Origin of the sequence: Flavobacterium branchiarum (genome assembly GCF_030409845.1) — a bacterium.
GTDB classification, from domain to species: Bacteria; Bacteroidota; Bacteroidia; order Flavobacteriales; family Flavobacteriaceae; genus Flavobacterium; species Flavobacterium branchiarum.
The window spans coordinates 894,124-915,222 of sequence record NZ_JAUFQQ010000005.1; the positions used below are offsets into that span (position 1 = coordinate 894,124).

The window sequence follows — 21,099 nt, forward strand, 5'->3', positions numbered from 1 at the left end:
ACCACAGGCTACCGCCTTGCAAACGGTGGTAGCCTTATATTATTAAACATGAAAGTAACGGATTTGAACGGATGCTCTATCGAAGTCACTGACCTTGATGAAGCCATAAAGATTAGCAAACGGTACACTGGTTACAGACACGAGGACGAAAGTTTCTCCGAGTTCGACAAAAGACAGAACGCTTATTGGACAGATATGTACAATAAACTGACAGCAAAGAAAAAACGATTAGAGGACAAACAAAAAAATTAGAACGATGAATACAAATTTTTTCAATCAGATACAGCAGTTGGACTTTACAGGAGTATTGCAACTGAACATTTCAAAGGGAACAGAAACCAAGCTAATAGTATCGGTTATGCTTAACAATGATGAGTGCGGAGATAACGCCAAAAACCTTATTCCACCCCTTACATTCAATGCTACCGCACAGGAGTTTGACGAGGGATTTTTTGAGCAGATAACCGCACCAGTACAAACCGTTTCGGGCATGATGGTAGATATGGAAAAGTTTCTAAAACAAATGGAGGAAGTCAAAAAGCAATCGGCAATGGAAAAGGAAAAAGCCGATAAGGAGAAGAAAGAAAAAGAAGCCAGGGACAAGAAGTATAAAGAAGCTATGGCAAAGGCTGACGAATTGGAAAAAGAGGGCAAATTCCGTGAAGCGTGGATGAAAGTGCCGAACCCTGCCGATTTTCCCGACTATGCCGATGCCATACGCAAACGCAAAACTTCACTATCGGACAAATTTGCCACACCGAGCCTTTTCGGTGCAACAGAAGAAACAACACCCGAACCGATACAATCGACTGTAGTTACAGAGGATTACCCCATTGATGAAGCAGGTGAAGAAGAATAAAAGTGTTAACCAAAAAATTAAATGTTATGTTATTAGCAACGCAATTACAACGAGTTTTCATATTAAATAACAAGGGGCAGGAAATTAAACTGAACGACCCCGAACCGCAATGGAGTGTACAGGCAGTAATGAATTTTTATTCCAATACATACCCCATTCTGACCACCGCAAAAGTATCAGCACCACAAATCAAAGACGATACCGTACAGTACCGCTTTGAAAGTGCTATGGGAACAAAAGGTTAAACCAAAACAGTAAAACAATGACTTATGCAACGACATACCGTATCGGGAACATTCCAAATGCCCCAAGAACCCAAGCAAAAGCAATTACATCGTCAGTTGAGCGAGTTCGCAAACTGGATGCAACGACCGAAAGACGCAAACGAAATCCAAAAGGACAAACAAAAGTCTGTACCAGTAACTATGTTGCCAATGGTTTTCTAAGAACTTCGTTTCTCCCAAGACTGGAAGAAACGGAAACTGTACAGGCTTGCAGGGATAATATCAAAATGGAAAGGGATTTTTATCGTTCCCTTTCTCAATTAGCAGAGCATTACGGTATCATTCCGAAACCAACGCAGGCTTTAGGATATCCGTACAATATCGCATTGGCTTTAAAAGATATAGAAGAACAGTTAAAACTTAAAGTAAGCGATTGGGAAGAAATCAAACTGATACAGGATAGTAAGAAAGTGTTTTTTACAAGTGAGGAAAGATATAATACAGGTGCAACGCTGTATTATATTCCTGTAGTACCCTTATTTCGTTGGTTGAAAGACCCAAAGCGAAAACATACCGCTCAACTGCTTATATCGGTTTGTAGTTATCTGTACCACATTGCCGACATTCCCTATTACAGACAGGAAAGCAGTTATCTGTACTGGATGTATGAGATGCATAAAGATTGGGTAACAGAGGACGATTATGGAGAAGACACAGAAACCTATCTTAGTGAATTTGCACAAGCGGAATGGATTGGCGACCGTATGGAACAGAAGATATATAACGAAGCCAATTTAAGGCTCTTTAAAGACCGTTTAAACCGCTTTAAACCAAAAGATAAGATTGATGCTGATTGCTATAAAGTAGCACAGGAAGCCTATGCAATTTATGAGCAGTACCCCAATGCAACCGTCTTCCGCAATGCCCGACCAAATGGCGAAGCCAACGAAGAAGATATGGAAAACATTATATCTATGGAGAAATATGTTTCCTTCTGTGCAGATGGTACAGGGTGGCTAATGGATAATGTAGTAGAATCTGTAAATAACGAATTACAGGAATACGGACAGATGGAAGAACCGATTATTATCAAACGGTTTGACGGAAGCGATATAACCGCCAATACATTGGAGTTTGAAAACCGTTTGTTACCGATGATAAACGAACTGACCTACATTTTAAATAATTTTTAAAAACAAAACTATGAACGATATAACACAGGATTTCGGAATGCTGTACTATCCAAAATCAGCATTGGTATTTTATCAGACTACTGGAAAGGGTAACGATACTTATGTAGAGCATTTTGATATGGATAAAAACGGTATGCCCATTAATGCACACCCTTTGACCGTAAAAGAAGCGAACCAATTGGCAAAGGCTTTGAAGACCGCCAAAGAGGAAAAAGAACCGCTATTGAAACCGCAGGGAGTATTGAGCAATCAGGTTTTATACTTTGAGCCGACAGGAAACAAAGTGGTTTGGTTTACCAAAGCCACACAAAGGGAAATGTATTTTATTGAAAGTCTGGGAATACCCAAAGGCAAAGCCAATGTACCGCCTATGCTGTGGGTAGCGAACCGAAGCGGTTTAGCCGTTTTCGCTTTAATAAATGGCAGAAGACCTACGATAAAAACAAAGCTTTACAACGCTCCTTTTTTTAATGTGTACGAGGACGGCAATGTATGTATGGGTACAGTAGATGTACGCATAAAGAAAACCGCTTCATTGGAAGAATTTACAAACAAATGGGAAGGCTTTTTCTTTAACAGTTATTTCAGTCATTTAATGCACGGTCATAACCCGATAAAAGGAAATTGCGTAAGCCTTTGGGAAAATTTAATTGCCACAGGCGAAGCTTTTCCAATGGAAGTATTGACAAAAAGTAATCTAACCTTAAAAGACATATTGCGATGAATACCGAAAAAATAAAAGTCCATTTTACGGACAATAGTTTAATAAATGCAACCAATCCTATATCGGTAAACCTTATCGGTGCAGGTGGTACAGGCTCAAAGGTTTTGACCGCCTTAATGGAAATGAACCATAGTTTGATTGCGTTAGGTCACGCAGGATTGTCCGTTCGCCTTTGGGATGATGATGTTATTACGGAAGCTAATTTGGGCAGACAGCGTTTTGCAGAATGCGAAGTAGGATTGTATAAATCTGCTGCTCTAATCAACCGAGCCAACCGCTTTTCAGGTACAAATTGGAAAGCCGAAACGCAGAAGTTTGAAAAGGACAGTTTGGGCAAACTTCCCGAAAACGCACAGGCTACTATCTTTATTACCTGTGTAGATAGTGTAAAGGCAAGATTTGGTATTGCTGAAATATTAAAAGCACTGGATAACGGAAAATATTATCATCATAAACCAAAATACTGGTTGGATTATGGTAACAGCCAATATACAGGACAAGTATTGTTATCAACTATTGGAGATATAAAACAACCCAATTCCGATATATATGAAACGGTAGCTAATCTGCCAATGGTTACAGATGAATTTGGTGCTTTGTTAAAGCAGTCCGAACAGCAAGACGATACACCAAGTTGCAGTTTAGCTGAAGCATTGGAAAAACAGGATTTATATATCAATTCGTCATTGGCTCAAATGGGTAGTTCTTTGTTATGGGGTTTATTTCGTAATGGATTGACCGAATACAGAGGTTTTTTTCTCAATCTGAAAGATTTTAGGTCACAGCCTATTCCAGTCGCCCGATAGCCAAAATCGGGCCGCAAAAAGACACTCCCTCCGATGGTCGGGGCAGTCTTTTTGCATTTAAGCGGTACAACCCCTTTGCCAAAATGTAAGGCTACGCACCGTCCTCACTTCACATTTTATCAAACAGGTTGCGATCTGTTTTTGAAGGGATATTCCAGTATCCCTTTCGTTGTTTTAGCGAACTTCTTTTCTTTCCACATCTGCGACCAAAGAAAAGAAGCAAAAGAACGCCGCTTGGTTATTATTGGTTTTTACCTTAACGATTCCTAGTGATATTTTTATTTGAGTAAATTTGCTAGTAAATACAATGTATGAATAACTGGCTATAAAGAATGCTCATTGCGTTCGCTTTAGAGTTAAGCATAATCTTAACAGTGACCGTACCAATCTGAACCGTTAGAAAAATGGACGACAATATCCCTTTTGTTATTTTTACAGTTTAGTTTAAGCAGTGTCTGTTAGGCAACTTTAATTTATATTTTTGTAATAAAAGGATATTTAATAGATAATTTACATTGAATGGAAAAATTGATTATAGCATTAACCGAATTAGAAAAGTTAAAATATGTTGAACGTGGTACCAATGTAAAGGGAAGAAAAGAAAGTACAGCAGAACACTCTTGGAGTTGTTTGCTGATTGCGGATATTCTAATCGATTATGTTGAAGAACCATTAAACAGATTAAAAGTTATTGAGTATTTAATTTACCATGATATTGTTGAAGTTTATGCAGGAGATGCCAAATTCAATAATCCAGAGGAAATGAAACTCAAACATCAAAAAGAAGAACAAGCATTAGAAAAAATCAAAACACTTATTCCTAATAAATTAAGATTTGAAAAAATTGTCAGTGAATATGAAAAAAGAGCCACACGAGAAGCTGAATTTGCTAAAGCTGTTGACTGTTTAGACGCCTGTATTAGAAATATTAATGATGATACTAAATCTAATAATGATGGATTTACAGAAGTCTTAATAAGAAATAAATATTTGCCACATGTGTCAAAGTTTGACATTACAAAAGAATTATTTGAGCATTTAATACACCGACTGCAAGTATTAAATAAATTATAATTACTATATTTTGTTTGATAAAGATGCAAATCAAATTTTCTTTTGCCTTGTAAATACTTTTTTTCTTTCCACATCTGCGACCAAAGAAAAGAAGCAAAAGAAAGTCGCTTGGCTATTATTGGTTTTTACCTTAACGATTCCTAAGGATATTTTTATTTGAGTAAATTTGCAAGTGAAAACAATGTATTGATAGCTGACTATAAAAAATGCGCTTTGCTTTAATAGATAATAATCGGACAGAAGCTCAACCGAAACTTAACGGATTGTGTTGTTGTTGTTCGAAGCCAGTTATTGCAAAATGTGGTACACGAAAAATATGGCATTGGGCACATAAAAGCAAAACGGATTGTGACAATTGGTGGGAACCAGAAACAGAGTGGCACCGAACTTGGAAAAACAATTATCCATCCGATTGGCAAGAAATATCTTTGTTTGATAATGGAACAAAAGAAAAACATATTGCTGATGTTCGTACCGCTCATAGCCTCGTAATAGAGTTTCAACATTCGAACATTAATCCTCAAGAGCGAACTGCACGAGAACAGTTTTATAAAAACATGGTTTGGATAGTGGATGGCACGCGACTAAAAAGAGATTATCCTCGTTTTTTAAAGGAATGGAAAAGAGACGGAATTAGTGAAGTGCATCAAACTGAAAAGTCGGGGATTTTTGAGGTTTGTTTTCCAGAGTTTTGTTTTCCAGAAGCTTGGCTTAAAAGTTCTGTACCTGTAATCTTTGATTTTCGAGGAAACAGTTCAATAGATGATACAGAAGATTTACGAAATAATCTTTACTGTTTATTTCCACAGGTTGGTAGACATGCAAAAGTTGCAGAAATCTCACGTAAAGCTTTTTTGAATACAACCACAAATGGTGAATGGACTTTGAGAGTTCAGGAATTCATAAATGAATTTAGAAAGCAAGACCAAATAAAAGAAAGAGAAAATCGACAAACATTGTACTCATCAAATAGAGGAATATATTCATGGAGAGGAATTCCAATTATTGGATATAGAAAGCGTAGACGAAGATTATAAGCATTCCAGCTACTAACATGCAATTTGGCAAAAGAGCAAAGTTAAGAGCAATTTAAACGATTCGGCTCCCTATTTCGAAAAAACCACTTGCTTTTTGTTTTTCTTTTTTTAATTCAAGATTCATGAATCATGATTCATGATTTTTATCCGTAAAAACCATTTTCGGTTCCTCTTTTTTGTATTTTAGCAAAAACGAAAAATGGTTCTGCTAACGCAAGTGCAAAATTGAACGTTCGATCTTATAAAGTTCACTCTTTTGCAAGGCTATGGCTAGTTCCCTTCAATACTATTTTTAACGATATGCCCAAAAATTATACATTTGAAATTAGAGAAACTTTTGGAAAGAAATATTTAAAAGTATTTCTAAAAGATGGAATTGATCCTGAAAATATTGCTAATCATTTACAACAATTAGCCTCAGTACATAAGTCAAATGTTACGAAGCAAAAAAGTGGTAATATTGACTTAACAATATATCCATCAAAATTATACGAAATAGAAGAAACACAAGATGAAGTCGCTCTAACACTTGAAAACTATTTTAATGGTTCTCCTGTTGATCCGCAATTCGTTGACCAAACCGTTACTGGCGTCAGTGAAAAAGCATTTTACCAAGTTATTGATTATATGAATATTCTCGGTAAAAATTTAGAAGGTTTCAAATCTCTTAATGTTCGTTTTGATGAAGAAAGATACAGAGATTACTTTATTCCTTTCTTAAACTCTATTTCAAAGAATCATTCTGCTAAAGGTGAAGTTTTTAATAGAAACGGAAAAACAGATATTTTAATGTTCGACAATAATGGGAATAATCTTTTTATTGCAGAGTGTAAATTATGGAAAGGTGAAAAGTACCTAATTGATGGGTTAAATCAGTTACTATCAAATTATGTGAATTGGAGAGATGAAAAAGTTGCTTTGGTAATTTTCAATCGTGATACTAAGAATTTTACCGATGTAATAGAAAAATCGAGAAACGCAATATTAGCACATGAACTGTGTGAAGGTTTGGTTAATCAAAGAGCACAAACAAATTTCACTTTCTCGTTTAAAAATCCGGATGATCCAAATAAGAAAATATTGGTTGAGTTAGTGTTATTTAATTTTGCGTAAGTAATACAGATAACAGTGCTTTTTTAACCACCAATTCTCACAGTACGGGCTTTAGTATTAGTTATATTCGTCGAGTAATAAATCCAAAATATCATGCTGACATATAACGAAATTATCCAATTAAAAGACAAGTTGGAAAATAATGAAATCACATTAGAAATTGCAAAATCACAATACTGGATTGATTTCAAAGGTGGACAGCGATTGTGGCATTCTAAAGATTGGAGAGAAAGAAGAATTGAATTCATTAAAAATAATTGTGAGATATGTAATAGTACAGAAACATTAACACTTCAACATTTTTCTCATCCAACTAATTATTAAGAATATATTACAGAGATAATAAGAGCATATCCCAAGAATACATCGGTGCTAGTCCAGATGTGGAAAGAAGTAAATTCAGTAATCTACTGTGGGAATTTAAAATCTTGTTCAATTTTTCTACTTAATGCATTATTCCTTATTGTTTTTTTTTAAATTAGCCTAAGGCATTAAAATGCTATCTATGTTTCAGTTAAATTGATGCGTTAATAGCTTGTCGATCTTTTATTAGATTAAACCAAATTAACGTAAAAAATGCATTTAGCTTATATAAAGATTGAAAACTACAAAGGAATTGAGGTAATTGAAACCGAATTTGATCCAAAACTAAATATTATTATTGGTGAAAATGGATGCGGTAAATCAGCTGTTATTGATGCCATACGTTTACTATACAATATTGGAGAACCTATAAGGGAGTTATCAGTTTCATCCGATGATTTCCATCAAAAAGCAATCGACAATGATGGTCATAAAACACTTAATAAATCTACCCTAATAACCATTACTTATATTTTTAAAGGATTATCTACCGCTCAAAAAGGAGGGTTTTATGAATATATGGTAATTGATCCCAATAATATTGAGGAAGATTATGCTAAAATATCCATCTCTTATGAAGAAAAAGACGGAAAATATCCATATTTCACTTATAATACCGGAAATATTGATGGTCAAAAAGCAGACTATAAAACCTTCGAACTTTTTCAGCATTATTATTTAGGAGCTTTAAGGGATAGTACCAAGGATCTGTTGAGTACTAGAAATAATATTTTGGGCAAAGTTATAAGACGATTTGTAAAGAGAGAAAAGTCGGAATTGCAAATAGAACAGATAATAAAAGATGCAAATTCTCAGCTGTTAGAACGTGATGAAGTTAAAAATACGCGAGATGGTGTTAACACGAATCTCGAAAGTATTTTTAAGAGAGTTATTGACAATAAAATCGGCGTCAGAATTGAGGAAGCAAAAACAGAATATATAGTTAATGCAATCAAACCTTATCTTCCACATAATAGAGCTACTTTGATGGATGAGGGGTTTCATTTATGGCAAAATAGTTTAGGATTGAACAATCTAATCTATATAGCAGTTGTTCTAGGTGATATAAAAGAACAGATTAAGGATAATGGCCTACCTCATTTTGCACTTCTAATCGAAGAACCCGAATCTCACCTTCACCCACAATTACAGCTAAGCCTTTATAACTTTTTAAATAATGCAAATGCGACTGAAAACAGCCAGCTATTTATAACTACCCATTCACCAACGTTGACTTCAAAAGTACCCCTTAAAAATCTTATTTTATTAGATTGTGGTAAAGCAACAAAACTGGATAAACAATTTCAAAATAGAGAATCTGAAAAAATAATTGAAGATACTACTAAAAGCAAAGAATTGTTGGATACAGATTTTGAGAATAGAATGAAGAAACTTCAGAGGTACATTGACGTAACCAAATCTCAGCTTCTATTCGCAAAATCCATTTTATTCATTGAGGGAATATCAGAGGAACTTTTGATATCAGCATTTACTCTTTTAGAGGACTATAAACTTGAAGATTACCGGACGGAAATTGTAAACGTAAAAGGAACTTCATTTTATCCCTTCCTTTACCTTTTTAATCACTCAGATGTACTGAAACGAATAAACAAGCCTATTTCCATCATTACAGACGATGACAGGTTTACTGACTCAAAAAAATCTGATTATAGCTTTAAGAATTTGATAAATGATACCACCGTGCTAGATCTTTTAGATGATTGTATCCAAAAAGGTAACGCTGTATCAAGAATTAGGAATTTAAACTCTGTTAAAAACAAGGCTGAAAATATAAAGATTTTTGAGTCATTTAAAACTTTGGAATATGAAATAGCATCGCATAACGTAAACAATGACAGAAGTGCTTTTAAGGACAACTTTTTAGTGAAGTATCTTGACATGATAGTAAGTGATAAAATCAGCAATATAGTCACATACATGTCAACGTTTCCAGCAGATTTGATGTCTGAACAGGAAAAAAGAAAAGTTGCGATTCTCTTATGGAAAACGTTCCCTGACAAAGCTGAATTTGCACAGGATTTCTCAATTCATTTAATTGATAATTTGGAAGAGGCAAAAGCCTCATTTATAGTTCCGGTATATATATTGAACGCGTTAACTCATTTAAAAAATGGATTGTAATGTATTATGAAAATGAAGAAAGACTGGCTTACTTACAAGCTAGAGGAAAAGTTATTTTAAATGCCTGTCCTGGAAGCGGAAAAACAACTACTATCGCAAAGAAGATATTAAATTTAGAGAATTTAAAAGAAGTTGGAGGGCATTCGGGAGTAGCTTGTTTATCATTTACTAACTCTGCTAAAGATGAAATCAATGAAGCCTATAGGAAACTGGCGGGTAAATCACTTCAATTCCCTAATCATGTATCAACTATTGATAGTTTTATAAATAAGTATATTACTCTTCCATTTTATAACCTACTTAATCGAGACTTTAATAGACCAAAAATACTCGACCACACAACGATCTTAGATGATATGTGGAAGACCACTTATGTTAAAAATGGCAAAACACTTGAAGGCTTACTAAGACCACTTAATAATCCAGAATACAAGGCAAAGAATAATCGAAGTATTTATCATCTATATCCTCCCAGTGAAATTAGAATTGAGCCAAATGGATCTTTTTCTATTAATGGAAATCAACCATCATCTGATAAAGTTGAAAAAGTTAATTTTGACAACTACTGTAAACTCATCAAGAATGCTCAATTTCGAAAAGGATTAATTTCAACTGGAGATTCAGCATTTATAGCCCTTCACCTACTGAAAAATAATCCTAAAATTTGCAGATGGCTTAGTTTAAGATTTCCTTTTATTATTATAGACGAGGCTCAGGACAATTCACTAATGCAGCATGCCATATTTGAAGAATTAGTGAAGCAAGGCCTTAACAATATTGAACTGATAGGAGATCCTTACCAAAGCTTATATGAGTGGCGAGATGCAAAGCCTTCTGAATTTTTAAGAAAGTACGAAAATGACGCAACATGGAACTCTTACGACTTAACTGATAACCGACGATCACCTCAAAGTATAATTGATATATTTTCAAAAGTTCGTCGATCAGATGATTTAAAAATCAATAGCGTAGATTGTGAAAATATAACGGATTCGATTGTAATTTATAAATATTCAAACGTGAATCATCAATTAATTATTAAACATTATGATGACTCTTGTTCAATGAAAAAATACATCAGTAGCTGTATTGTTGTTCGAGGAAATTCGTTGAAAGACGCATTGTTAGGAGCAAAAACAGAACAGAGACCTTGGGGTATAGACTTGCCAAAACAAATTATATATGCTAAAAATCTTTACACAAGTGGTGATATTAAAAATGCAATAAAAGAAATCAGAACCATTTGTATACCCCTAATGCATTCTGATGAGGCTGATTATCATTTATTGAAAGAGATTGAGAAAGAAAAAAGTATAGATCCTTACTTTAATTCATTGATGATTACTATTTTAGATGAATTACCAGCTTTTAGTAAAACAATTCAAGATTGGACAGCTGCTACTCAGCAGTTTTTAAAAAGTAAATTAGGCCTTAGCCATGAAGTAGATTTTAATCTACGGAGTCGAAAATCGAAATATTTAGAAAAATCTACGCTTGCTGAAACTGTAAGCCAACATTTTAAAAAATCTTTTTCTACGTTCAATATCCCCATCACTACGATACACCAAGTAAAGGGACAAACTTTGGATTCTATTCTTGTTTTTTTCAACGAAAGGAAACATAAAGATAATATCACATTTGATAACATATCAAATATTGACAATGGCTTTCCTGATGAAACCAAAAGATTAATATATGTGGCATTATCTCGACCAAGACATCTATTAGCAATGGCTTTCCCACATTCAGTAACAGATAATGAACTCAAACAGAAGTTCGGCAACGAAATCAGGATAATAAAAGAAGAAGAGTTAAATCAGTTATAATCTACATACAATATATGACAGAATTTGAAGAGGGCGAATTTAGAGGCCCATTATTCAACCAGCTTGAAAAAGGTAGTAATCTATTATGGGAACCAGGACAGGTCTTTGAAAAAATAGTAGGCATTGATAGAGCCTCGCTATGTATTAACGATTATTTATGGAACTTACATGGATTTAGCTCTCCCCTAGGTGGTTTATCACTTCACAGAAGAAAGTTTAGATATATTTGGAATACATCAAAACCTAAAAAAATATTACCTGATTTCAATCTAAATCTCTTCATACAAGCAAAGCGTTCCGATTATTCATCGAGATCAAAAAAAGGTCTTAAACCGCACATTAAAGGAGCACACTGGTATTTTGAAATTACACCTCACCAACAGACTGCTCTAGAATTGTTAGAGAAGGAACTTGGTACGGATGCCTTAGTTATATATGCAGCTCCAGTATTCCACAAACAGCAAGATCTTTACAATCATACTTCTGGGCAGACTATTGTAGCAAATTCTACATTTCCAAAAGTATCCTTACTTAGAGGTCATAAAAAATGGTACTTTGACAGAGGTGGTATAAAAGGTGTAGCAAATCCTGAGTATGAAAGCTTTGATCAGGAGGATCTTTTATCACAAATTGAAGATATGAGAATACAGAAGGGACAATTTGTTTCTGAAGGAGCTTTGTCTAATCTGAGTAAATTGTCACGTGCTGTTAGGAATGTGGCCGAAATTCAATCTGGTAGTTTTCTCGCAACACAATTTGCATATGAAAATGAATTACTTGATGATTTCATCTACCAATATGATGTTGAAAACTATCGAGAAACTAAAGACTATTTGCAGGTAGAATTATTTTCTTTTTTATGGAAATTGAACTGGTTGACGTTTTAATAATAAGTTCCGTTTATGAAAAAAAATATAAATCTCAATAATCTAATAGGCATTCCTAAGATTTATATAGATAAGCTTGAAAAACATAAAAAAACCTTTTTAGACAACGAGTTCTTGGAGCATATCTTAGAAGGTAAAGAGATCAATCAGCTGGTAAAGGAAATCAATGAAGTTTGCCTTAAAGCGAGTATTTATGGTTTTCATTACACGAGAGCAATTCCAGAGCATATTATTGAACAGGGGCTTAGGTGTAGAACCGGCGAGGAGATAAGACAATGCTTTATCAATAATCACGGCAACTTACTTTCAAGTAATGAACTGGAAACTGTACTACAAGCTTGGAACAAGCACTTTGATTATAGACAAAAAGAGTCAAGAGATAATTATTTATTCTTTAATTTCACAACTTCTGCTCTTTACAATGGCGGTGCAGAACCATTGCTGGTGAATTTTGGAGGAGAACAAATTTATATGCCAATTTTCGAGATGGATTCTATTTCTGCTAAAATAAATAATTTAGGAATTCCCATGATTCTTAAATGCACACTAAACCCAAATAAGATAAATACATTCTATGAATATCCATGGGGCAAAATAGCTGTATCTACATTCCATGCACTATGTAATCCAAAAGCATGTAGATTAGATCAGGACGGTTACCAATCTATTAATGTGCAACCTACTGAAATTGAGATGTTTTATTATGATAGTTCCCAAGATTTTCGATTAATTTAAAGGAATTGAAAACATTTTTACCGTCTACACAGAATCAATAAGAGCCTTTTTTAAATCATCTATATCAGTACCAAGTAAGAAATAGCTTAAAAAACCAATATCAATTATATCTTTTGCGATTTTTTCATCATCAATATCACTATGTGCGATCAGTTGAATAGTTGGATAAAGGTTTCTTAATTTTTGAAGTTGCTTTAATATACTCTTATCATAAAAATCAAGATCAATAATACAGATCTCTGGTAATTTTTTGATCACTTCTAATTCAGATATTGCGTTTTCAATGTTTTCAGTTTGGAATAAAATTTCAAATTTTGCACTTAATAAATCAGTACATATTTTATCTATTATCGGACTTTTGTCATTGATAAATGCAATCGAAACTTTGTCTTGTTTTGTGTCAGTATCCATATCAAATTATTTATTCGATTAAGTAGAGTACTGCAAAAAAAAGAAAGTGCAGGCCACTACAACTTATCGATACTGAGGCACTGGTATACCCGACAACGAATAAGCGAGCGCCCACACCTATAGCGTGAGCGTTCCTACTTATTGTCTTGTCGTCTTAAAAATTACCAGTTTTCAGTACCAAGACTTAAAGCAAAAACACTTTAAGATTTTTATATTTTACTAAGCAAAGATAATAATGTTCACAATGTTATACAACTATCAAAATGCTTATTCAGCTTACAGATTATTATTTATTCATCACATAGTTTTGTTCCAATACGTTCGCAATATCCGATTGCTTAAAAATGATTTTGCCCCCAATCTGAACGAAGGGCAAAATTTTATCGTCCCGGTACTGTTGTAAAGTGCGTTTACTTATATGCAGTAACTTACACACGTCCTGTCCTGACAGGTATATTTCACCGTTCATTACTGGCCGGAAATTTTGCAGTATCAACTCTATATTTTCCCTAAGCTCTTCCAGTTTTTTTCTGTGGGATGCCAGTTCCATAGCATCATCAGTCAGTAGTTCCATGTCTTTCCTCTTTAATGCTTTTATTAAATTCCAGCAAAGCCTTTACATCTGACAGCTTGAAATAGTTCTTTCTGTTGAGTTTGGAATAAGGTAATAAACCTTTATCCTTATAAGTTTGCAATGACCTTTTAGTGATATTTAGCATCAAACATACTTCCTGATTATCCAGCCACTTTTCTTCTTTGAAAATGGATGCATATGCCTGACTTACCGTCTGAGTAAGTTCAAGCATATCATCTAACTCTTGAGTTAGACTTTTAAAAGCCGATTTTTGTATCGCGATTACTTCCATAACTGTTCTTCATTTTGCTGTGAACAGTGAATTTAATAAGGATAATTACTCTTATACTTTTGGAAGGTTTGTTTGGCTATGAGAGGTAGATTTTGGCTTATCGCTGTTGTATAGAAGTATTAGATTTTAATCTTTCAGATTTATCTTTATCTTTTTTTGACCCGTAGTATGTAAACAGAAATAAAATGCCGAATATGATAAGTACGATGCTTGCTAGTTTTCCTATACGTTCAATAAAAGAAATTACAACAGACTTTTCATAACTTGAGAATCCCTCTGCTCCTGTAGAGCTTCTTCTATAAAATTTGCGACGATTGATCCAGTAACGAAGACCAAGCCCAAAGACCAATGCTATTATACCTAAAACCAATGTTTCCATAATCAATCTATTTCAATATCATGAAGATAAATTTAGCAAATATTGATGAAACCATATACAAATTAACAGTAAATAAAAAACGACCTACCGAAAGGTAAGTCGTTGTAAATTGAATAGTTAACAAACCCTTTAATCACTACTATTAAACTGAAAACTTATCTGTTTTTCGTTTCCAAAGCTGTCAGATATCCATATATCGAAAGATTGGGATACCGTCGAGGCTGAAGTATAATACAACCGAAACTGCGTTTGTGGTAATTGGTACAAATCATTAGGCATATAAGGCGGTTCATTGTAGTAACGAAGTGCCCCCTGTCCGTCAAACTGAAAATACCGAATGTAGTAAGCGTTATTTCTGTAATTTCCTGTACGCTGTATTGTAACACGGATTTCCACAGTTTGACCATTCGCTACTTCAGAAGGAACTGGCATTACATTTACGTCAAATGGATAATCTTGTTGTATTTCCAGCTCTTCTTTATCGCAGGAGCTCAAAGTTATTGATCCTATCAGGATTGCCAGCAAAATATGAAGTGGAAACAATCCTATTCTGAATTTATTGAAAATTACTATCATAGTTTTATGTTTTAAAAGTTAAACCTTAATCCAATTCCCGCTGATGGTCGGAACTGGTCCCTTGATGTATTCCAAAGCACTTTAGTACGACCTTGTATCAGTAATACAAAGCGATCGGACAAATAGGTTTCCAAAGACAAACGTCCTCCGGCTCCATAGACAAAACTTTCTTCGTTCAGTATTTCGGCTCCATCAAAAAGCATTTCCTTTCCACGGTTAAATGTTTCGTAGCCAATAACTCCGTTGAGTGTTGCGTTTAGGTTGATACTTTTTCGGAAGTTTCCCAACAGCCGAAGACTGTATCCTCCTTCGGCCATATAGGTCTCAACAGGTATTTCAAGCTCTTTGTAATTAGAATATTCATGGTTATATTCCAGTGCCCATAGCCAGTAATTTCCGTTTTTACCGTTTACTGTCATTGCCAGATTTATATAGTAGTCATTTCCAATTTTATCATCTGATAATATTCCAGCACTTACTTCAAGTGCTTTTTGTTTGGGTACCATCCGCTGTGCGTTTGCCGATGTGATACCGATAAGTATCAATATCACTGTATATATATAATATTTCATTGCCTTATTTTTTTGATTAGTTAATTTTGAGATGCATCGTATTGATAAGTCTTGCATTTACCAGATCGGAATTTTCTATTTGCAAAACCTGATGTCTGCCTCCGTTTTTCTCGAAAATCTCAATCAATAGCACTTTATCATCCGTAATTGTAAACTGATCCAATAGGAATACGTTTTGCTCCGTAGTATTACCAATAATTTCGTCAAGAGGCTTGTATATGCGTAGTGGCTTCATTGGTTTTTCTTGTATTACGGTACGTTTTGCAATCTTCTTATCCACAATTTTGAAATTCACAAAATCAATCTGAAACGGAACATTACTCTTATTTCGTAGTTCAGTATGGAAATAAAACTTACCATTATGGATATAAACCCCTTTCAACAAAAACTGTATGCCGTAGCTTTTTGACCCGATATGTTTGATGATCCTCTTGTCCTTATTGTAAATAGTTTCCAACAGCAACCCCGCCAATGATGGAGAGTTCTTACCCAACTCTTCAAATAATACATCATTTTCATTTTCCCGGCTAAGTTGTTTCTGCATGGTCAACAAGTCATAATTTAATGACGATGGGTATGAACTATAAAAGACATTGAAGTTGTAGAAACGGCCGTCTTCGGTAATCACCGAAAAATTCGTTTCTTCTTCAAAATCACGTACGGTAGCCTTTATACGCAATACATTTTCGGCATCTTCTGCTTTACCCGCTATCAGATACTCGCTTCCCAAATCCACGTAACGAATAGCCGCTGGAAATATCAAATGCGAGGTTTTAGTATAGGTTACTTCCATTTGATAAGGTTCTACTTTACCCATTGCTAATTTGGATGTGTTATTGGCATTTTGTGCCTGGCTTTTGCCGATCAGTCCAACCAAACAGGTTAACATCAGCATACTTTTAATTATCGTTTTCATATTTTAATCTTTATATTTTTTGATTTATTAGCTTTTAGACACAAGAAACACCTGATGTCCAGCCTTCAACGTTACTTTAGGCGTCCTGACTTTCTTAGAGAAATAACCGGAAACTCCTTGTACCACACCACGACTCAAATCGCCTGCTACCTGCTGACCTGCCGAACGTGTCATCATAATACTCGTACCTGAAGTCTGGCTCATGTTAGCTGCTATTTCCGTCAGGGCATTCATTTCAGGAGAATAAGGTACATATAGTCCCTGTTGACCATCAATATCGTATATGGTGATATCTACAGGGATAATGTTTCCTTCCAGTTCTACTGAAGTCACCTTTAATTGCAATCTTCCATTTAGGAATTTTGCAGTAGCCGTTAACACCGTTCCTTTTGGAATGGTACGGTTCGGAGTTTTCGCATCTTCTAATATGCGAACACGAACACCAGTTTCTCCGGTTACTACCTGTGTTTCCTGTACTACAGCACGAATACTGTTTTTTGGCTGTATTACCTGCTCTGAAACACCTGCGGTGTAAAATCCTCGATTTCGGGTTTCACTCCAATTTGCCAGAAATGCACTATCTGTTGGCTCTCTGTACAATGCTGACACAGCACTTTTTTTGACAGGTGTAAATGCTACAAAATGTTCTTTTTGAGTAGTAGATGATGATGCAGGTATTGTTGTCGGAAGTTCAGAACCGGGAACGACAGTTGTAGGCTGAGAGGGAGTATTGGTCGGTAGATACTTCGCAGCCATCTGGTAGGACTTTTCCATAAGTGCCAATTGGGTTTCGACCGGATCGGGTGCCACCACGTCTTTTTCTGCTAATTGCTGTTTCAGTTCGTCTAATTGTTTGCGAAGTTCCTGTGTTTCATAGTTGGGTTCATTATAGAACGAACCGAGAACGCTTTGAGCATTTTGATAACTATTTAGTGCAGGATTACTTCCTCTACGTTGATTACCACTGAATAAACCCGTATTTCCCTGTGCCTCTTCAGAAAGATCTGGTTCCATGGAGTTTGCTGAATCTGTATTCCAATAATCAGCTAATGTGGTCAACCCATTACGCTTTTCCTGATTTTTCTGCTCCAACATTTCCAGCTCATAAGCTTTCTGTTTGTCCGACTGTAAACCTGCATCCGTAGCCTGTGGTACAGCATCGTTTAAACCAATATCCTCTATCTTGTTTTTATCTTCTGATGGTTTAAATATGAGCCACATACAGCCAACAAACACGATTCCCATCAAACCAAATATGATTGGTTTCTTCAACTTTTCAGTCTTATTCTGTGCATTGTCCTGCAATACATCAGGGTTTTCATTCGGGGTACCTTCCGTAACCCGAACTCCCAATTTTTTATTTCCATTTTCTTTCATAAAACTTTTCTTTTAAAATGTTTGACAATGAATCCAATCCTCCCGTCTCGGATTTCTTTTTCTGTATAACTGGATTTTCGATATGTCTGATCTCTATAGTGGGATTAGGCTTAGAGGTGTCGAACCAAACTTTTGCGATGACGATAACCGTTAAAAGCAGATAGCCCATAAAAAAAAGCAGCGTATATTTATGTTGTCTCTTTACAGGCAACGACCGCCAACGTTCATCAAGTTTGTTAAACCAATTATCCAATCTTTCCCTTAGTTTTTTCATACTTTAATTATTTGAGGTTATTACATTCTGAACCCTCTTTTGCAGGAAGAGATATGTTCTTTAGGTTTTTCAGTCACCTGGGAAATGGCTTCTTTTATCATGGGAAACGAGCTTGTTGTAAAGTTGGTTAGCTTAGATTGCTTCAATAGTTGTCCATAAGGATCTATTCTTCTTACATACATTTCCGTTTCCTGTAAATCAAATTTCCCATTCTCGTATTTTACCCACATATCACATTCAATCTTTGGCTTGTTTTCACCATTCCATTCGAGATATGTAGATAGATGCAAATGGCTTGCTACTAATGGTGCTTCTTTGCCTTTGCCCCAAGCCTCCAAAAATTCACTGATGCTATCCTTTAATTTGCCTGCATAAGAACTTTCAGTATGAAAAAAACCAGAGTATCCTTTATCAATAAGGGTTTTCACGAACGTGTCTAAATCAAGTAAGTGTTTCATGTGCTTAATCTTCAGCGTTCTATAACTTCAATATCCTTGTTTTCTAACACCGCAAATTTTTCTATTGTAAAGCCTTGTGGGTTATTGTCAGAGCGAACGGAGTTAACCAAGTAGCAGGATGTAACCAGGTTACGCCTTGTCACATTGCTTGACCTGATAATGAACTGTTTTGCATAAGTTTTAACAGCATACGGATAGGTATCAAAGTTGCAGATTACGCTGTCCACTTCAGTACGTTGTTGTACGTTACCGGATATGATACGGTTGTAATATCCTTTTTCGGACAAATCCTTGTAATAATCAAATGCCGATTTGTCGGCAAGATTAAATGCTCTTTTCATATTGCTTTCAATAGCATTCTTTTCAGGTGCGAGCGTGAAGAACAATTCGTGAAAACGACGGATATGCTCACGAGCTTCAACCGGACGGTTTATAGAAGCGTCCTGAGAGAGTGCCAACATGAGTGATTTGCCGTTATCCAACACATAGACTTTTTGTCGTTGCTCCTCCGCAAAGCGGTAGGACTGCCAAACGGCATATCCTACAACTCCAATGCAGAGTACCGCAAAGACAATAGCATACAGCCTTATCTGCTTAAAGCTGTTTTCGATATTTCTTAATGTTTTAAATTCCATTTCAAATGATTTAAATTTTATTATTTACCCATTAATTTTCCTCCGATATTACCTGCGGTAGAACCAGCACCGGCACCGGCAATATTTCCAGTTTTCATAGCAGTCTGGTTCACGTTACGCATAAAGTTTCCGGCACCTCCTGCCTGAATGATCCAGCCTGCGGCTGTAGGAACGGTAAAGTATCCTACGATACCGATAATCATAAAAATGATATAAACCGTATTTGAAGTGTCAGGGATATAGGTTGGGTCGGCAAGCATCTCTATATCTCTTTCAAGAATCAATGATTGTATTTTGGCAAGCATAGAACTGAACAAATCAGCCACAGGTAACCATAAATACACACTGATATACCGTGTGAGCCATTGTGTGAGCGTACTCTGAAACCCATCCCACACAGAAATAGCAAAGGCTATTGGTCCCAGAATGGACAAGACAATCAGAAAGAACGTCCGTATGGTATCTATGACCAGAGCGGCTGCCTGAAAGAGTACTTCCAGAAATTCCCGAAAAGCATCCCTTATCCATTTTTTCATTTGATACATACCACGTTCCATATACATTCCCGACATCGTAGCAATGTCAGAGGGTGACCATCCCAATTCTTCAAGCTTCCTGTCAAATTCCTCATTGGAAACTAAATAGGCGGTTTCGGGATTTCGTACCATAGCTTCGTATTCCAATTGGTCTTTCTGAGCTTGCAACTCATTAAGGTCAAGCACCTGGTTTTCCAGTATAGCATGAGTGCCCTTTACTATGGGACTGAGTACCGCATTGATAGTTCCCAAAACCATAGTTGGAAAAAACATAATGCACAATCCCAAAGCAAACGGACGTAGTAAGGGGAATACATCTATAGGCTCTGCACGGCTGAGTGCCTGCCATACTTTGAGAGCTACATAAAACAGAGCCCCCAATCCGGCGAGTCCTTTTGCTACAGCCGCCATATCGGCGGACAGAGGTACCATCTCATCATACAATGAGCGTAGAACTTCATGAAGATTATTAAATTCCATAGTTTACCAGTATTTTTGTTCAGGATTTCCGTAAAGTTCAAGTACTCTTTTGCTATTATTTTTCTTTTTAGCTCTTAGAAAACTGACCGAAATATTTTTACTGGTATAGTACCGTACAAGGCTGTGGTACTCTTTAACTTCTTTATAAACACGGTCGATGATATCCATACGTTCTTTATCGTTTAATGAAAGACTGGATGAGGAAACAATCTGCTTCAATTCTTTCAGTAGCTCCGTGCTTTCATTCAATAGTGCAGAATAACCATTGGCGATAGCAGCCAATTCTTGTTGTGAGAAATTCGGATCGTTCATCATCTTGCCGAAATTCTGTACATACATTTCAGATACGTCTCCAACAAGTAAGACAGTTTGCTGTACCTTTCTCGCATCTTTTACCAGATTACTGACCGCTTTCAACTTGTCGTAATATTCCTTACCTTGTTTATACACCTTTTCTACTTCCTTAAAATTTTTGACCACATTGGAAACTGTGGAAGATGTTTGTATGATTTCATTAGCACTGTTAAGAATGCCGGAAGCCAGGTTAGCTGGGTCAGTGACAACAAATTGTGCCTTGGCAGAAGGTGTAACAGCCAGTATAATTACCGTGAACACCATTAACATGATTTTTTTCAT

The 21,099-nt window shown here is 35.6% G+C and carries 27 protein-coding genes; 14 read left to right on the top strand and 13 right to left on the bottom strand.

Features of this window, described 5'->3' with window-relative positions; translation table 11 throughout:
• Window positions 1-48 precede the first annotated feature (48 nt).
• From QWY99_RS15800 to QWY99_RS15865, 14 genes are all read left to right on the top strand, one after another.
• The gene (locus QWY99_RS15800; protein ID WP_058699734.1) at window positions 49-252 is read left to right on the top strand and encodes a hypothetical protein; all 204 of its coding nucleotides are present in this window, start codon (window positions 49-51) and stop codon (window positions 250-252) included.
• 4 nt (window positions 253-256) lie between these two features.
• A complete protein-coding gene (locus tag QWY99_RS15805) occupies window positions 257-859 on the top strand; it encodes a PRTRC system protein E (RefSeq protein ID WP_058699735.1) in 603 nt (200 codons plus the stop codon).
• 26 nt (window positions 860-885) lie between these two features.
• Window positions 886-1,104 carry a PRTRC system protein C gene (locus QWY99_RS15810; RefSeq protein WP_058700045.1) on the top strand — a complete coding sequence of 73 codons (219 nt, stop codon included), beginning with the start codon at window positions 886-888 and terminating at the stop codon, window positions 1,102-1,104.
• A 17-nt stretch (window positions 1,105-1,121) separates the two neighbouring features.
• Complete coding sequence (locus tag QWY99_RS15815; protein ID WP_058699736.1) at window positions 1,122-2,276, top strand: hypothetical protein; 1,155 nt, start codon at window positions 1,122-1,124, stop codon at window positions 2,274-2,276.
• 10 nt (window positions 2,277-2,286) lie between these two features.
• The gene (locus QWY99_RS15820) at window positions 2,287-3,000 is read left to right on the top strand and encodes a PRTRC system protein B (RefSeq protein WP_058699737.1); all 714 of its coding nucleotides are present in this window, start codon (window positions 2,287-2,289) and stop codon (window positions 2,998-3,000) included.
• Window positions 2,997-3,806 (top strand): PRTRC system ThiF family protein, encoded by an 810-nt coding sequence (locus tag QWY99_RS15825; protein WP_058699738.1) that lies wholly within the window; start codon window positions 2,997-2,999, stop codon window positions 3,804-3,806. Before QWY99_RS15820 ends, QWY99_RS15825 begins: the two co-directional genes overlap by 4 nt.
• Before the next feature lie 519 nt (window positions 3,807-4,325).
• Entirely contained in the window at window positions 4,326-4,880 is a 555-nt protein-coding gene (locus tag QWY99_RS15830) for an HD domain-containing protein (RefSeq protein ID WP_058699739.1), read from the top strand.
• Between the two features lie 206 nt (window positions 4,881-5,086).
• Entirely contained in the window at window positions 5,087-5,917 is an 831-nt protein-coding gene (locus QWY99_RS15835) for a competence protein CoiA (RefSeq protein WP_058699740.1), read from the top strand.
• A gap of 300 nt (window positions 5,918-6,217) precedes the next feature.
• A complete protein-coding gene (locus tag QWY99_RS15840; RefSeq protein WP_058699741.1) occupies window positions 6,218-7,030 on the top strand; it encodes a hypothetical protein in 813 nt (270 codons plus the stop codon).
• A gap of 93 nt (window positions 7,031-7,123) precedes the next feature.
• Window positions 7,124-7,354 (top strand): hypothetical protein, encoded by a 231-nt coding sequence (locus QWY99_RS15845; protein WP_058699742.1) that lies wholly within the window; start codon window positions 7,124-7,126, stop codon window positions 7,352-7,354.
• Between the two features lie 252 nt (window positions 7,355-7,606).
• Window positions 7,607-9,535 carry an AAA family ATPase gene (locus QWY99_RS15850; RefSeq protein ID WP_058699743.1) on the top strand — a complete coding sequence of 643 codons (1,929 nt, stop codon included), beginning with the start codon at window positions 7,607-7,609 and terminating at the stop codon, window positions 9,533-9,535.
• The gene (locus QWY99_RS15855; RefSeq protein WP_068791507.1) at window positions 9,535-11,361 is read left to right on the top strand and encodes an ATP-dependent helicase; all 1,827 of its coding nucleotides are present in this window, start codon (window positions 9,535-9,537) and stop codon (window positions 11,359-11,361) included. Before QWY99_RS15850 ends, QWY99_RS15855 begins: the two co-directional genes overlap by 1 nt.
• Window positions 11,362-11,375: 14 nt before the next feature.
• Window positions 11,376-12,248, top strand: a complete 873-nt coding sequence (locus QWY99_RS15860) for a hypothetical protein (RefSeq protein WP_058699744.1) — start codon at window positions 11,376-11,378, stop codon at window positions 12,246-12,248.
• Window positions 12,249-12,263: 15 nt separating this feature from the next.
• A complete protein-coding gene (locus QWY99_RS15865) occupies window positions 12,264-12,983 on the top strand; it encodes a hypothetical protein (protein ID WP_058699745.1) in 720 nt (239 codons plus the stop codon).
• Window positions 12,984-13,007: 24 nt separating this feature from the next.
• Here QWY99_RS15865 and QWY99_RS15870 read toward each other — a convergent pair whose 3' ends face one another.
• The 13 genes from QWY99_RS15870 to QWY99_RS15930 all read right to left on the bottom strand — a co-directional run bounded on the left by QWY99_RS15870 (window position 13,008) and on the right by QWY99_RS15930 (window position 21,099).
• Window positions 13,008-13,394 (bottom strand): response regulator transcription factor, encoded by a 387-nt coding sequence (locus QWY99_RS15870; protein ID WP_058699746.1) that lies wholly within the window; start codon window positions 13,392-13,394, stop codon window positions 13,008-13,010.
• Window positions 13,395-13,680: 286 nt separating this feature from the next.
• A complete protein-coding gene (locus QWY99_RS15875; protein ID WP_058699747.1) occupies window positions 13,681-13,968 on the bottom strand; it encodes a helix-turn-helix domain-containing protein in 288 nt (95 codons plus the stop codon).
• Complete coding sequence (locus QWY99_RS15880; RefSeq protein ID WP_058699748.1) at window positions 13,952-14,260, bottom strand: helix-turn-helix domain-containing protein; 309 nt, start codon at window positions 14,258-14,260, stop codon at window positions 13,952-13,954. The genes QWY99_RS15875 and QWY99_RS15880 overlap by 17 nt, the downstream gene beginning before the upstream one ends.
• Window positions 14,261-14,357: 97 nt before the next feature.
• The gene (locus QWY99_RS15885; protein ID WP_221630283.1) at window positions 14,358-14,639 is read right to left on the bottom strand and encodes a molybdenum ABC transporter permease; all 282 of its coding nucleotides are present in this window, start codon (window positions 14,637-14,639) and stop codon (window positions 14,358-14,360) included.
• Between the two features lie 129 nt (window positions 14,640-14,768).
• Complete coding sequence (locus QWY99_RS15890) at window positions 14,769-15,215, bottom strand: DUF3872 domain-containing protein (RefSeq protein ID WP_058699749.1); 447 nt, start codon at window positions 15,213-15,215, stop codon at window positions 14,769-14,771.
• Window positions 15,216-15,226: 11 nt separating this feature from the next.
• A complete protein-coding gene (locus tag QWY99_RS15895; protein ID WP_058700047.1) occupies window positions 15,227-15,787 on the bottom strand; it encodes a conjugal transfer protein TraO in 561 nt (186 codons plus the stop codon).
• A gap of 16 nt (window positions 15,788-15,803) precedes the next feature.
• Window positions 15,804-16,703, bottom strand: coding sequence for a conjugative transposon protein TraN (gene traN, locus QWY99_RS15900; RefSeq protein WP_058699750.1), 900 nt, complete (start codon window positions 16,701-16,703; stop codon window positions 15,804-15,806).
• 27 nt (window positions 16,704-16,730) lie between these two features.
• Window positions 16,731-18,080: a conjugative transposon protein TraM gene (traM, locus tag QWY99_RS15905; RefSeq protein WP_058699751.1), complete on the bottom strand. Its 1,350-nt coding sequence runs from the start codon at window positions 18,078-18,080 to the stop codon at window positions 16,731-16,733.
• Entirely contained in the window at window positions 18,061-18,354 is a 294-nt protein-coding gene (locus QWY99_RS15910; protein WP_058699752.1) for a hypothetical protein, read from the bottom strand. The genes traM and QWY99_RS15910 overlap by 20 nt, the downstream gene beginning before the upstream one ends.
• A gap of 20 nt (window positions 18,355-18,374) precedes the next feature.
• Window positions 18,375-18,812, bottom strand: a complete 438-nt coding sequence (locus QWY99_RS15915; RefSeq protein WP_058699753.1) for a hypothetical protein — start codon at window positions 18,810-18,812, stop codon at window positions 18,375-18,377.
• Window positions 18,813-18,823: 11 nt separating this feature from the next.
• Window positions 18,824-19,447, bottom strand: coding sequence for a conjugative transposon protein TraK (traK, locus tag QWY99_RS15920; RefSeq protein WP_058699754.1), 624 nt, complete (start codon window positions 19,445-19,447; stop codon window positions 18,824-18,826).
• A 20-nt stretch (window positions 19,448-19,467) separates the two neighbouring features.
• Window positions 19,468-20,463 (bottom strand): conjugative transposon protein TraJ, encoded by a 996-nt coding sequence (gene traJ, locus QWY99_RS15925; RefSeq protein ID WP_058699755.1) that lies wholly within the window; start codon window positions 20,461-20,463, stop codon window positions 19,468-19,470.
• 3 nt (window positions 20,464-20,466) lie between these two features.
• Entirely contained in the window at window positions 20,467-21,099 is a 633-nt protein-coding gene (locus QWY99_RS15930; protein ID WP_058699756.1) for a DUF4141 domain-containing protein, read from the bottom strand.

Coding starts and splice junctions, on each gene's coding strand:
- QWY99_RS15800 (WP_058699734.1), top strand. CDS start 49: ATGAAAGTAACGGATTTGAACGGATGCTCTATCGAAGTCACTGACCTT.
- traN (WP_058699750.1), bottom strand. CDS start 16,703: ATGAAAACGATAATTAAAAGTATGCTGATGTTAACCTGTTTGGTTGGA.
- QWY99_RS15860 (WP_058699744.1), top strand. CDS start 11,376: ATGACAGAATTTGAAGAGGGCGAATTTAGAGGCCCATTATTCAACCAG.
- QWY99_RS15805 (WP_058699735.1), top strand. CDS start 257: ATGAATACAAATTTTTTCAATCAGATACAGCAGTTGGACTTTACAGGA.
- QWY99_RS15820 (WP_058699737.1), top strand. CDS start 2,287: ATGAACGATATAACACAGGATTTCGGAATGCTGTACTATCCAAAATCA.
- QWY99_RS15895 (WP_058700047.1), bottom strand. CDS start 15,787: ATGAAATATTATATATATACAGTGATATTGATACTTATCGGTATCACA.
- QWY99_RS15835 (WP_058699740.1), top strand. CDS start 5,087: ATGCGCTTTGCTTTAATAGATAATAATCGGACAGAAGCTCAACCGAAA.
- QWY99_RS15915 (WP_058699753.1), bottom strand. CDS start 18,812: ATGAAACACTTACTTGATTTAGACACGTTCGTGAAAACCCTTATTGAT.
- QWY99_RS15870 (WP_058699746.1), bottom strand. CDS start 13,394: ATGGATACTGACACAAAACAAGACAAAGTTTCGATTGCATTTATCAAT.
- QWY99_RS15930 (WP_058699756.1), bottom strand. CDS start 21,099: ATGAAAAAAATCATGTTAATGGTGTTCACGGTAATTATACTGGCTGTT.
- traJ (WP_058699755.1), bottom strand. CDS start 20,463: ATGGAATTTAATAATCTTCATGAAGTTCTACGCTCATTGTATGATGAG.
- QWY99_RS15885 (WP_221630283.1), bottom strand. CDS start 14,639: ATGGAAACATTGGTTTTAGGTATAATAGCATTGGTCTTTGGGCTTGGT.
- QWY99_RS15845 (WP_058699742.1), top strand. CDS start 7,124: ATGCTGACATATAACGAAATTATCCAATTAAAAGACAAGTTGGAAAAT.
- QWY99_RS15910 (WP_058699752.1), bottom strand. CDS start 18,354: ATGAAAAAACTAAGGGAAAGATTGGATAATTGGTTTAACAAACTTGAT.
- QWY99_RS15825 (WP_058699738.1), top strand. CDS start 2,997: ATGAATACCGAAAAAATAAAAGTCCATTTTACGGACAATAGTTTAATA.
- QWY99_RS15810 (WP_058700045.1), top strand. CDS start 886: ATGTTATTAGCAACGCAATTACAACGAGTTTTCATATTAAATAACAAG.
- QWY99_RS15875 (WP_058699747.1), bottom strand. CDS start 13,968: ATGGAACTACTGACTGATGATGCTATGGAACTGGCATCCCACAGAAAA.
- QWY99_RS15865 (WP_058699745.1), top strand. CDS start 12,264: ATGAAAAAAAATATAAATCTCAATAATCTAATAGGCATTCCTAAGATT.
- QWY99_RS15815 (WP_058699736.1), top strand. CDS start 1,122: ATGACTTATGCAACGACATACCGTATCGGGAACATTCCAAATGCCCCA.
- QWY99_RS15830 (WP_058699739.1), top strand. CDS start 4,326: ATGGAAAAATTGATTATAGCATTAACCGAATTAGAAAAGTTAAAATAT.
- traK (WP_058699754.1), bottom strand. CDS start 19,447: ATGGAATTTAAAACATTAAGAAATATCGAAAACAGCTTTAAGCAGATA.
- QWY99_RS15855 (WP_068791507.1), top strand. CDS start 9,535: ATGTATTATGAAAATGAAGAAAGACTGGCTTACTTACAAGCTAGAGGA.
- QWY99_RS15850 (WP_058699743.1), top strand. CDS start 7,607: ATGCATTTAGCTTATATAAAGATTGAAAACTACAAAGGAATTGAGGTA.
- QWY99_RS15880 (WP_058699748.1), bottom strand. CDS start 14,260: ATGGAAGTAATCGCGATACAAAAATCGGCTTTTAAAAGTCTAACTCAA.
- QWY99_RS15840 (WP_058699741.1), top strand. CDS start 6,218: ATGCCCAAAAATTATACATTTGAAATTAGAGAAACTTTTGGAAAGAAA.
- QWY99_RS15890 (WP_058699749.1), bottom strand. CDS start 15,215: ATGATAGTAATTTTCAATAAATTCAGAATAGGATTGTTTCCACTTCAT.
- traM (WP_058699751.1), bottom strand. CDS start 18,080: ATGAAAGAAAATGGAAATAAAAAATTGGGAGTTCGGGTTACGGAAGGT.